Source organism: Acinetobacter vivianii, from assembly GCF_014635885.1.
GTDB lineage: Bacteria > Pseudomonadota > Gammaproteobacteria > Pseudomonadales > Moraxellaceae > Acinetobacter > Acinetobacter vivianii.
On sequence record NZ_BMDR01000017.1, the window covers coordinates 1 to 13,911 of the forward strand.

The following is a 13,911-nucleotide window of genomic DNA, read 5'->3' on the forward strand; positions in this document are numbered from 1 at the left end:
GGGATTGACCGTTGAACCACCACCCAAGGCATCCGATACGCTTTGTGCTGTACCTGCCAATTGACTACCGTTGATCGCATCGGTTGAATCAGGATTGACATCACCAGCTGTCACACCTGTGATTTTTCCTGTTGCACCATCGATGCTCACGTCACCCACTTTAACTGAATTGAACTCAACATCATCCGCTGTCGCAACGGTATAAATGGTTTGTCCATTTGCACCCGTTTCGCTTTCNCTCGGTTTTCGCTGCTGCCGTTTCACCTTCAATCGCTTCGGCAACGTTGGCGTAACCATTGTCATTCACAGTGAATGGGCCGTTTAGCTTGCCACCTTCATTGGTTACACCTCCACCAAGCATGTCACCGACAGAACCTACACTGTCATTAAGCTGACCACCATTCACTGCATCTTTAGAACCCGCAGTAACTTCACCATCAGCGACATTGGTAATTTTATTACCTGCGGCATCAATGCCATCTTTAGTCACGCTTGGACCGCCAGCAATGGTTAATCCTTCGTTGTTGATGACCGTATCACCCGCAGTCACGCTATCAACATCCAGATCACGGGCAAGCTCAATTGCAACTTTACCGTCCTGAACTTTGGTGCTGATATTACTGTCTGCACCCACAACCTCAACAGCCTCACCCAGTTTCTTCTGAACGGTACTGCCGTCTTGTGCTGTCAGGCCAAAGCCTTTATTGGTTAAGTCATCATTTACCTGATCAAGCTGGCCTTTATTGACTGCATCACTGGCTTCTGTCCCATCTCCGACATTGGTGATTTTGCTACCACCCGCGTCGATACCATCTTTAGTCACGCTTGGGCCGCCTGCGATAGTCATACCATCATTGTTAATCACGGTATCGCCAGCAGTCACGCTATCCACTTTCAGGTCACGGTTCAGGCTGTACTTGATGTCATTGCCTTCTTTGCTCACCTGTAGGTTTTCTTCGCCATCTGCGGTACCGATATCAACGGTGTCACCTGCTTTTATTGCATCGGCATTTTCACCATTGCTTTGTAATGTCCAGCCTTTGTCCAGTTCAGCTAATGCATCGCCAACATTGTTGACGTTATTTCCGTTCACATTGTAAGTCGGTGCGCTGACCGTACCATCAGGATTCACAGTTGAGCCACCACCCAACGCATCTGATACGCTTTGTGCTGTACCTGCCAATTGGCTACCGTTGATCGCATCGGTTGAGTCTGAATTGACATCGCCTGCAGCAACATTGGTAATCTTATTACCCGCTGCATCAATGCCATCTTTAGTGACACTTGGACCACCAGCAATGGTTAGTCCTTCATTGTTGATGACAGTATCGCCAGCAGTGACGCTATCAACATCCAGATCACGGGCAAGCTCAATTGCAACTTTGCCGTCCTGAACTTTGGTGCTGATATTACTGTCTGCACCAACAACCTCAACAGCCTCACCCAGTTTCTTCTGAACGGTGCTGCCATCTTGTGCCGTTAAGCCAAAGCCTTTATCAGTTAGATCATTGCCAACCTGATCAAGCTGGTCTTTGTTAACTGCATCTGTGCCTTCAGTTCCTTCTGCAACATTGGTGATTTTGCTACCACCCGCATCGATACCATCTTTAGTCACGCTTGGACCACCAGCAATGGTTAGCCCTTCGTTGTTGATGACCGTATCGCCTGCTGTCACGCTATCCACTTTCAGGTCACGGTTCAGGCTGTACTTGATGTCATTGCCTTCTTTGCTCACCTGTAAGTTTTCTTCGCCATCTGCGGTACCGATGTCAACGGTATCACCTGCTTTTATTGCATCGGCGTTTTCACCGTTGCTTTGTAAGGTCCAGCCTTTGTCCAGTTCAGCTAATGCATCGCCGACATTGTTGACGTTATTTCCGTTCACATTGTACGTCGGAGCACTAACCGTACCATCAGGATTCACGGTTGAGCCACCACCCAACGCATCTGATACGCTTTGTGCTGTACCTGCCAATTGGCTACCGTTGATTGCATCAGTTGAGTCTGGATTGACATCGCCCGCAGCGACATTGGTAATCTTATTACCTGCGGCATCGATACCATCTTTAGTCACGCTTGGACCGCCCGCAATGGTCATACCATCTGTGTTCATCACGGTATCACCAGCAGTTACGCTATCCACATCCAGATCACGGGCAAGTTCAATTGCAATTTTGCCATCTTCAACCTTAGTACTGATATTGCTGTCGGCACCAATGACATCAACTGCTTCACCCAGTTTCTTCTGAACGGTGCTGCCATCTTGAGCTGTGAGACCAAAGCCTTTATTGGTTAAATCATCGCCAACCTGATCAAGCTGACCTTTATTGACTGCATCACTGGCTTCTGTGCCATCTGCGACATTGGTGATTTTATTACCGCCTGCATCGATACCATCTTTGGTCACACTTGGGCCACCCGCAATGGTCATACCATCTGTGTTCATCACAGTATCGCCAGCAGTCACGCTATCCACTTTCAGATCACGGTTCAGGCTGTACTTAATGTTGTTGCCTTCTTTCTCAACCTGTAAGTTTTCTTCGCCATCTGCCGTACCAATATCAACGGTATCACCTGCTTTTATTGCATCGGCGTTTTCACCATTGGTCTGTAATGTCCAGCCTTTATCTAACTCAGCTAAAGCATCGCCGACATTATTCACGTCAGTGCCATTGATATTGTAATTTGGTGCAGTCACTGTACCGTCTGGGTTTACAGTTGAACCACCACCCAAGGCATCTGATACGCTTTGTGCTGTACCTGCCAATTGGCTACCGTTAATCGCATCAGTTGAATCTGGATTGACATCACCTGCTGTCACACCTGTGATTTTGCCTGTTGCACCATCAATGCTCACGTCACCGACTTTGACTGAATCGAACTCAACATCATCCGCTGTTGCAACGGTATAAATGGTTTGTCCATCTGCACCTGTTTCGCTTTCAACGGTCATGTTTTTGCCAGCTTCAACCTCGGTTTTCGCTGCTGCCGTTTCACGATCTAACTGGTCTTTGTTAACAGCATCTGTGCCTTCTGTTCCTTCTGCAACATTGGTAATTTTATTACCTGCGGCATCAATACCAGACTTAGTCACACTAGGGCCGCCAGCAATCGTCATCCCGTCATTATTCATTACGGTATCGCCAGCAGTCACGCTATCCACTTTCAGATCACGGTTCAGGCTGTACTTAATGTTGTTGCCTTCTTTCTCAACCTGTAAGTTTTCTTCTCCATCTGCAGTACCAATATCAACAGTATCGCCAGCTTTTATTGCATCGGCATTTTCACCATTGCTTTGTAATGTCCAGCCTTTATCCAACTCAGCTAATGCATCACCGACATTGTTAACGTTATTTCCATTCACATTGTAAGTTGGATTTGAGATTGCACCTGTTTCTGGGTCATAGGTTGAACCACCACCTAAAGCATTGGCAGTGCTTTCGCCCTGTTCATCCACCACGCCTTTCACATGTTTTAATTGACGAACGTTTACGGCATCAGTGTCTTCTGCACCATCAGAAAGATGTTGAATACGACGTTCATTGCCTGCCGATCCAACAGAAACCACAGAGCTTGGTGCTGCTGTACCAGTTAAATAGCCCGCACCTGTTGCTGTAGACGTTACGCTACCTGCACCTAAAGCAACATCATCAGCGTTGGTCGCAACAGCATTTGAACCTAAAGCAATGCCTCGTGCTGCTTGTGCATTGGCTGAGTCACCTAATGCGATCGAACCCGCTTCTGCTGCTGTAGATTGATTACCCAAAGCAACCGAACCCTGTCCAATCGCCTTGTTTTCATTACCAATTGCTACTGCACCATTTGCAGCTTCTGAGGCATCATCATTGCCCGCCGCGGTATTATTTCGGCCGAGTGCAACTGCACCATTACCATTGGCATTATTTGGGTCACCAATCGCAACTGCACCATCGCCACGTGCCACCTGATCACGACCAATCGCAACGGCACCACCTTCTGAAGAAGCAGCATTGGCACTGGTTGCGCCAGAACCCATCGCAACGTTCTGACCTGTGTCGCCTGTGGTAACACCATGACCGATTGCAATGTTGTCAGTTGTGCCACTTGACGTTGCAGCATCACGACCGATTGCAATGTCATTCTCGCCTTGTGCTTGAGCGCCATCACCGACTGCAACACTCGAATCACCGTTTGCCTTGGCCTCATTACCAAATGCAGAAGACCGCACACCTCTTGCTTCTACCAGTGAACCAAAAGCACTGGAGCGCTCTCCACTCGCAATCGCATACGCACCTGTCACTGTCGCACCATTCGCTGATGCTTCAGCAAGATAACCCACTGCGGTCGACGCTGTTCCTGTCGCTTTTGCACCATCACTTATTGCTGTCGCTGCAAGCCCAGAAGCCACACTGTCTTGACCGAGTGCAATGGTGTTTTTATTTTCGGCAAGTGCACCACTACCTATTGCAATTGCAGTATAAGCAGTACCATTTTCAGTTACACCTTGTGCATAGGCACCGCGACCGATTGCAATGTCACTATCACCTGCTGCCTGAGCATTATCACCGACGGCTATCGTAGACTCACCCGTCGCTTTAGCTTTTGCACCTGTCGCGATCGCATTCAGTCCACTCGCTTCTGCCTTATGGCCTAAAGCTAGCGCACCTACCGCTGAGGCTTTAGACTGAACACCAACAGCTGTCGTATTTGCTTCTGATGCATTGGCTAAGTCACCTAAAGCAACAGCACTTTCGCCTGCAGCATTTGCAAAATTACCGCTGGCCAATGCATATTTTCCTGTTGCTTCAGAATTATTTCCATACGCACTTGCAAACTCGCCAGTTGCTTTAGCACCGTTACCACTTGCAGTTGATTGTAATCCAGAAGCTTCTGAGAAGTTACCAAAGGCACTTGAAAACTCACCACTGGCTTTGGCTGAATTACCCACGGCCATTGCATTTCTGGCGGAAGCCTCTGCAAAGTTACCCACCGCACCAGCATAGTTGGCAGTCGCTTTAGCCGTATTACCTACAGCAAGGGCATCTTCTCCTTCTGCTCTTGCTCCTCGTCCTACAGCAGTGGCAGATAAATCGTTGCTTCCTTTCGCATACGCATCTGAGCCCATGGCCACATCACCATTACCCTCGGCTATTGCATTATGTCCAATTGCAACGGACTTCCCACCAGAAGCTCTTGCACGCCCCGCTATGGCTACCGATTGGTTTCCTGTCGCTTGAGCACCAGAGGCACGGTTATTCGACAATCCATCCGACCCCATCGCAACACTACCTGTTCCGCTGGCTTGCGACCATGGCCCAATTGCTGTTGACTGATTTCCAGTCGCTTTTGCCTGCATTCCATATCCTGCTGAACGCGCAGTTGCTTCAGCAGAAAAACCCACCGCTGTCCCGCCATCACCCGTAACTTTAGCAGAACTTCCAACAGCAGTTGCAGCAAGCACATTGCCTCCACTTGCATTACAACCAATCACATTACTCCATGTACCGCTCCCATCTATAGGACCAGCATCTTTCCCATATTGAAGTCCATCTGGCCCAGCTCCACCAGCACTATTGCAGGTATTCTTCCCACCATTACCAGTATAAGTTGCAGCAGAAGTTGGTTGAACTGTGCTCAAACCCAAAAATAATGCACTGGTTACGCCTAATACTTGAAGGGTTCGTTTGACGGTGGCGACATCATCACTGGTTAATAAAGCTATATTCTGAATATTCTGTTCGGATTGATCTTGTAATTTAACCGTCGTACCAACATTGCGCTTTTTCGATACGCCTCTGGCATGTTCTGAAACAACTGTCCATAGACATAGGCTCTTATTCCAAACTAAGCGATAGATCTTATTCATAATATGCACCTCTTGTCATAAAGCTTTTCTCATGAAAGCTCTTCTTTAATAATCATTTTAAGTTCAGCATACCTAAGCCATTAAAATAGAAAGGCAGCATTTATATAGATGTAATGTCTGATTAGCCTTTCAAAAATTGAAATATTTCACTTTTAAAAAACTAAATATAAAAATAAAAAATTTAGGATTATTTACAATTAAATTCAATAACTTAAAAATAAAACCCAATTTCCCATAGATATATCTCCGTATACCTAAAGGTTTATTTAACAAGCCACCTTAGATTTAAAATTGATGGCTATATTTAAAATAAAAAAAGGCGAACACGTATTTAAATACCTGTTCGCCTACTTATTACCAGCTTACATTTACTCTGCGATTTGGAGCTAAACACTCAATGAGTTGAGTATTTCGATTGGTTCCAGAACATTTTTGGTAAAGATCTGTTTTGCTATTGGCTTGTATGCGAATACGCTCAGATGCAACGCCACTTTGTACTAATAAATTAGCCACCGTTTGTGCTCGTTTCGAAGAAAGCATCTGGTTATAACCAAAATTACCCAAGGTATCGGTATAGCCAGAAACCGTAACAGGGCTATCCGTTCTATTGATTTGAGATGCCATACGGGCAATATCGGCAGAGCCAGGTTCAATCGATCTTGCATCCGAACGGTCAAAAGCAAAGAAGATGGCTCCTTCTTGTGGAATTGCAGCAGGTAACGGAACAGGTAAGGTCGATGGAACAACATTGTTTGCGCCCCATGCCATTAGCCCCTGACATTCTTCTCCTTTCCAAGATAAGCGTTCAGCAAAGCCTTTCTTGTCATAATCAATACGTAACTGGCAGCGTTTATAATCCTGTGTATTGGGTACACGAATATCCAGCACATAATTCCAGGTTTTTACGGCAAATACGCCCTCACTAAAATGGGGATGCCCAAGCAGATGGCGGAACTGGTCTTTATGCAGTCCCACATCCAAACGGGCAACGTCGTTATATTCATAACGTTTCACCTGTTTCAGGTAACTCTTGTTTATTTCCGGAAAGGTAATTTCCTGAGACTGTTCCAGCTCAACTTGTGCTTCTGTATTCGCCTGACTATTAAATGCAAAACCCGCAAGTGCAATCATCATTAAAATTTGAATCTTATTCATATCTGTTCTCACTTCTTTATTGTTGGGAAGAAAGGAGAGCCTGATGGCCCTCCTCAAAGGTTTAGTCAATGATTGTGCTTACGCCAACACGGACGAGTGGGCTATTGCCCTCACTTCCCATTGCTGCACCTGTAGTGAGTGACCAGCGACCATTGTCGGCTGTACGTCTGAACGTCACACCCACTGCACTTTGATCGTTGTAATAAGCAGCACCTGCAGCCATCGTTAACTTGCCTGGAATGTACGGTGCATTTTCAAGCGCGGCCGTTGCAGCAATACCTGCGGACATTCTGTCTTCCATTTTGTCCATACGTTTATTGGTGTCATAGAAGGCTCTTTGCATTTGATCACCCAAGTTCGTCACACGGTCATCAATCGCACCCAACGCATCACCAACATTGTTATAACTGCCACCTGCAACGTTGTAGCTCGGTCCTTTCCAGCCTTTCTCTGGGTCATAACCTGCTCCACCGCCTAATGCAGCACCAACATCTTCATAGGATTGATGTAACTGGCCACCGTTGATCGCTTCTTGTGAGCCTTTCTCAATCCGTCCGTCTGCAACACCTTTCACTTTCTTACCGCCAGCATTGATACCGTCAGTCGTCATGCTCGGGCCTTGTTCTCCGTTCGGACCTGTAACGCTCACACCTCCTCCTGTGATCGTGGTTGAACCGTTGTCTCCTTTGACATCGACTTGACCAGCATTGACTTGATCAGCTTCAACTTCTTTCACTTTGATCTTGTCTGCTAAGCCAACTTCGTAGTCTGTGCTGCCATCAGCGTTCTGTTTGGTTTTCACGTTGATGTTGCCATCTTCATTACTCACGCTTGATTTCGCTCCTTGCGCGTCTTTCTTCACAGAAGCGATTGCATCGTTGATGTTGTCATGACCTGTTCCACCGATGTCGCTGGCGTTGATCGTGCCGTCTTCATTGACGGTGGTATTGCCTCCGATTGCACCTGCAACACTATCCGAGATGTCTTTGACCTGACCGCCATTGATGGCATCTTTCGAGCCTTCTGCAATCGTTCCGTCTTCAACACCTGTGATTTTCTTGTCACCTGCATCGATGCCGTCTTTGGTCACACTTGGGCCACCTTCGATGTGTAAGCCATCTCCATCTACTCGGGTATCGCCAGCTGTCACACTGTCCACTTCCATATCTGGTGAGGTTGATACTTCGTAGTCCGTACTGCCATCCGCATTCTGGCTTTCTTTCACCACAATGTTTTTGCCTTCACTCACCGTCGATTTGGCTTTTTCTGCTGCATCACGAACTGAGTCAATCGCGTCATGAATGTTGTCTTTGCCTGTGTTACCCACATTGCTGGTGTTGATCGTGCCATCATCATTGACTGTGGTATTGCCACCAATTGAGTTTGCAACGCTATCTGACACGCCTTTTAACTGGCTTCCGTTAATCGCGTCTTGGGAATCCGCGGTAACTCGACCTGCTGCGACGCCACCAATCACGGTATTGCCTGCGTTAATGCCGCCTGCGGTGATGCTTGGTCCGATGTTGTTGCCCATTGGATCAACGAAGCTGAGGCCACCTTGGTTTAGAATCGTGCCATTGCCGTCTTTGTCTTGCAGGGTGATGCCTTTCGCTCCGTATTCTGCTTCATTACCTTCGCCATCTTTGACCTGGGTGCCTTTGGCAGTGAGTACGGTTTCGTTGCCTTCGTCATCGGTTGAGGTCACGCTGTCGAACTTCACGTCTTTGGCAGTAGCAACTTCATAGTTGGTGCTGCCATCGGCATTTTTGGTTTCGCTGACAACGATGTTGTCGCCTTCGGTCACTGTGGTTTTCGCGGCTTTCGCTGCATCACCCACTGCGCCAATGGCATCATTGATGTTGTCTTTGCCTGTACCACCAATATTCGGGTTGGTGTAGCGACCTGTGTTCGGATCATAGGTGGTGTTACCACCAATGATGTTTTTCACACCTTCGCCTTGGGCATGAAGCTGGCTGCCGTTGATCGCGTCAGTTGAATCTGCACTCACCGTACCTGGGGCAACATTGGTGAGTTTTTTACCGCCTGCATCAATGCCCTCTTTGGTCACGCTTGGACCACCTGCAATGGTCAGTCCATCTGTGTTGATGACGGTATCGCCCGCAGTCACGCTGTCCACTTTCAGGTCACGGTTCAGGCTGTACTTAATGTCATTGCCTTCTTTGCTAACCTGTAAGTTTTCTTCGCCGTCTGCTGTACCGATATCAACGGTATCGCCCGCTTTCACCGCAGCTGCATTTTCACCATTGCTTTGTAGTGTCCAGCCTTTGTCTAATGCGGTAATGGCATCGCCAACATTATTAACACTGTCACCATTCACGGTGTAGTTCGGTGCAGTCACGGTACCATCTGGGTTCACAGTTGAACCACCGCCCAACGCATCTGATACGCTTTGTGCTGTACCTGCCAATTGGCTACCATTAATGGCATCCGTTGAATCAGGATTTACATCACCTGCTGCAACACCACTGATTTTCTGATTACCCGCGTTGATACCTTCTTTAGTGACACTTGGGCCACCCGCAATGGTTAGACCATCTGTATTAACAACGGTATCACCCGCAGTCACACTATCCACAACCAAGTCTTTTGCAGTTGCAACTTCATAGTTGGTACTGCCATCGGCATTGGTTGATTCAGTCACAACAATGTTGTCACCTTCGGTCACTGTAGTTTTGGCCTTCGTTGCAGCAGCACCGACTGCACCAATCGCATCATTGATGTTGTCTTTACCTGTACCGCCGATGTCTGGATTGGTATAACGACCTGTGTTTGGATCATAAGCAGTGTCACCACCGATAATGTCTTTCACACCTTCGCCTTGGGCATGGAGCTGGCTACCGTTAATCGCGTCAGTTGAATCCGCACTCACCGTGCCCGCAGTCACACCACTGATTTTGCCTGTTGCGCCATCAATGTTTACGTCGCCAACTTTGACTGAATCGAACTCAACATCATCCGCTGTCGCAACGGTATAAATGGTTTGCCCATTTGCACCTGTTTCGCTTTCAACGGTCATGTTTTTACCAGCTTCAACCTCGGTTTTTGCTGCCGCAGTTTCACCTTCAATCGCATCTGCAACGTTGGCATAGCCATTGTCATTGACAGTGAATGGACCATTCAACTTGCCGCCTTCATTGGTCACACCACCACCAAGCATGTCACCAACTGAACCCACGCTGTCATTGAGCTGACCGCCATTGACTGCATCTTTAGAACCAGCTGCCACTTCACCATCTGCGACATTGGTAATTTTCTCGCCACCCGCATCGATACCTGTACGGCTCACGCTTGGTCCAACTGGTGCACCTGATGCATCTGTAAATGCTAGACCAGTACCATTCAGAATCGTACTATTACCTTGTGCATCTTTGATAGTCGTGCCAGCAGCTGTCGTTGCAGTGCTGTTGCCTTGTGCATCTTTAACAATGGTGCCACCAGCCACCATCGTGGTTGAGTTGCCCACAGCATCTTTCACTTCAACACCGCTGTTATCCAGACGGGTATTGCCTGCAGTTACGCTGTCTACTTTCAGATCACGGTTCAGACTGTACTTAATGTCATTGCCTTCTTTCGCAACTTGTAGGTTTTCTTCGCCGTCTGCTGTACCGATATCAACGGTATCACCCGCTTTTACTGCTCCTGCATTTGCACCATTACTTTGCAGTGTCCAGCCTTTGTCTAATGCGGTGATCGCGTCACCCACATTGTTGACATCACTACCATTCACCGTGTAATTCGGTGCAGTCACTGTGCCATCTGGGTTCACGGTTGAACCGCCACCCAAGGCATCCGATACGCTTTGGGCTGTACCTGCCAATTGGCTACCGTTAATGGCATCGGTTGAATCTGGGCTCACCGTACCTGCTGTCACGCCACTGATCTTGCCTGTCGCACCATCAATGTTCACGTCACCCACTTGCACCGAATCAAAGTTCACATCACGTGCTGTCGCAACTTCATAGTTGGTACTGCCATCAGCATTCTTTGATTCAGTGACAACAATGTTTTCACCTTCTGAAACCGTTGTTTTCGCTTCACGTGCTGCTTGTCCGATAGAACCAATCGCATCATTGATGTTGTCTTGACCTGTACCACCGATGTTCGGGTTGGTATAACGACCTGTCTCTGGATCATAAACTGTATCACCACCAATAATGTCTTTCACACCTTCGCCTTGCGCGTGTAATTGACTACCGTTGATCGCATCGGTTGAGTCTGGACTAACAGTACCAGGTGCTACGCCTGTGATCTTGTTACCACCTGCATCTATGCCATCTTTAGTGACGCTTGGACCACCAACAATGGTCATACCATCTGTGTTGATGACGGTATCGCCAGCAGTCACGCTATCCACTTTCAGGTCACGGTTCAGGCTGTACTTGATGTCATTGCCTTCTTTTGCAACCTGTAGATTTTCTTCGCCATCTGCTGTGCCAATGTCAACAGTATCGCCAGCTTTCACCGCAGCTGCATTTTCACCATTGCTTTGTAATGTCCAGCCTTTGTCTAATGCTGTGATCGCATCACCGACATTATTAACACTGTCACCATTTACGGTGTAGTTCGGTGCAGTCACTGTACCGTCTGGATTCACAGTTGAACCACCGCCCAACGCATCCGATACGCTTTGTGCTGTACCTGCCAATTGGCTACCGTTGATTGCATCGGTTGAATCAGGATTGACATCACCAGCTGTCACACCTGTGATTTTGCCTGTTGCACCATCAATGCTCACGTCACCAACTTTGACTGTATTGAACTCAACATCATCCGCTGTCGCAACGGTATAAATGGTTTGTCCATTTGCACCTGTTTCACTTTCAACAGTCATGTTTTTACCAGCTTCAACCTCGGTTTTTGCTGCCGCAGTTTCACCTTCAATCGCATCTGCAACGTTGGCATAGCCATTGTCATTCACAGTGAATGGACCGTTTAGCTTACCGCCTTCATTGGTTACACCTCCACCAAGCATGTCACCGACAGAACCCACGCTATCATTGAGCTGACCGCCATTGACGGCATCTTTAGAACCCGCAGCAACTTCGCCATCAGCCACATTGGTGATTTTGGTATCTGCTGCATCGATACCATCTTTAGTCACGCTTGGACCGCCAGCAATGGTCATACCATCTGTGTTCATCACAGTATCGCCAGCTGTTACGCTATCCACTTTCAGGTCACGGTTTAGGCTGTACTTGATGTCATTGCCTTCTTTTGCAACCTGTAGATTTTCTTCGCCATCTGCTGTGCCAATGTCAACAGTATCGCCAGCTTTCACCGCAGCTGCATTTTCACCATTGCTTTGTAATGTCCAGCCTTTATCTAATGCAGTGATTGCATCACCAACATTGTTCACGTCGGTGCCATTTACACTGTAGTTCGGAGCAGTCACTGTGCCATCTGGATTGACAGTTGAACCACCGCCCAATGCATCCGATACGCTTTGCGCTGTACCTGCCAATTGACTACCGTTGATGGCATCGGTTGAATCAGGATTCACATCACCAGCAGTCACGCCAGTAATTTTGCCTGTTGTACCATCAATGCTGACATCGCCAACTTTGACTGTATTGAACTCAACATCATCCGCTGTTGCAACGGTATAAATGGTTTGTCCATTTGCACCCGTTTCGCTTTCAACTGTCATGTTCTTGCCAGCTTCAACCTCGGTTTTCGCTGCCGCAGTTTCACCTTCAATTGCATCTGCAACGTTGGCATAGCCATTGTCATTGACAGTGAATGGACCGTTTAGCTTACCGCCTTCATTGGTTACGCCACCGCCAAGCATGTCACCGACAGAACCCACGCTATCATTGAGCTGACCGCCATTGACTGCATCTTTAGAACCCGCAGCAACTTCGCCATCAGCCACATTGGTAATTTTATTACCACCCGCATCAATACCAGACTTAGTGACACTAGGGCCGCCAGCAATGGTCATACCATCTGTGTTCATCACAGTATCGCCAGCGGTTACGCTGTCTACTTTCAGATCACGGTTCAGGCTGTACTTGATGTCATTGCCTTCTTTTGCAACCTGTAGATTTTCTTCGCCATCTGCTGTGCCAATGTCAACAGTATCGCCAGCTTTCACCGCAGCTGCATTTTCACCATTGCTTTGTAATGTCCAGCCTTTGTCTAATGCAGTGATTGCATCACCAACATTGTTCACGTCAGTGCCATTTACACTGTAGTTCGGAGCAGTCACTGTGCCATCTGGATTGACAGTTGAACCACCGCCCAATGCATCCGATACGCTTTGCGCTGTACCGGCCAATTGACTACCGTTAATCGCATCAGTTGAATCAGGATTGACATCACCCGCGGTCACACCTGTGATTTTGCCTGTTACACCATCAATGCTCACGTCACCGACTTTGACTGAATCGAACTCAACATCATCCGCTGTCGCAACGGTATAAATGGTTTGTCCATTTGCACCTGTTTCGCTTTCAACAGTCATGTTTTTGCCAGCTTCAACCTCGGTTTTTGCTGCTGCTGTTTCACCTTCAATCGCATCTGCAACGTTGGCATAGCCATTGTCATTGACAGTGAATGGACCGTTTAGCTTGCCACCTTCATTGGTTACACCTCCACCAAGCATGTCACCGACTGAACCCACACTGTCATTGAGTTGACCACCATTGACTGCATCTTTAGAACCCGCAGCGACTTCGCCATCAGCAACATTGGTAATCTTGTTACCTGCTGCATCGATACCAGACTTAGTGATACTTGGACCACCCGCAATGGTCATACCATCTGTGTTCATCACGGTATCGCCTGCAGTCACGCTATCCACTTTTAGGTCACGGTTCAGGCTGTACTTGATGTCATTGCCTTCTTTCGCAACCTGTAGATTTTCTTCGCCATCTGCTGTGCCAATGTCA

At 47.7% G+C, this 13,911-nt stretch carries 4 protein-coding genes and 1 pseudogene; all 5 read right to left on the reverse strand.

The window, feature by feature from the left end; genetic code table 11:
* On the reverse strand, positions 1-297 hold a 297-nt coding region (locus IEV36_RS18585; protein ID WP_444978633.1), incomplete at its 3' end, for a hypothetical protein.
* Positions 182-4,765, reverse strand: a complete 4,584-nt coding sequence (locus IEV36_RS18875) for a hypothetical protein (RefSeq protein WP_444978634.1) — start codon at positions 4,763-4,765, stop codon at positions 182-184. The genes IEV36_RS18585 and IEV36_RS18875, both read right to left, overlap by 116 nt.
* Before the next feature lie 33 nt (positions 4,766-4,798).
* Positions 4,799-5,845 (reverse strand): annotated as a pseudogene (locus tag IEV36_RS18985) (ESPR-type extended signal peptide-containing protein); the annotation flags it as partial.
* A gap of 354 nt (positions 5,846-6,199) precedes the next feature.
* Positions 6,200-7,000, reverse strand: a complete 801-nt coding sequence (tpgA, locus tag IEV36_RS18620; RefSeq protein WP_005255176.1) for a trimeric autotransporter adhesin/peptidogylcan-associated protein TpgA — start codon at positions 6,998-7,000, stop codon at positions 6,200-6,202.
* Between the two features lie 61 nt (positions 7,001-7,061).
* Positions 7,062-13,911, reverse strand: a 6,850-nt coding sequence (locus tag IEV36_RS18625; RefSeq protein ID WP_188393563.1) for a YadA-like family protein, incomplete at its 5' end; no start/stop codon positions are given.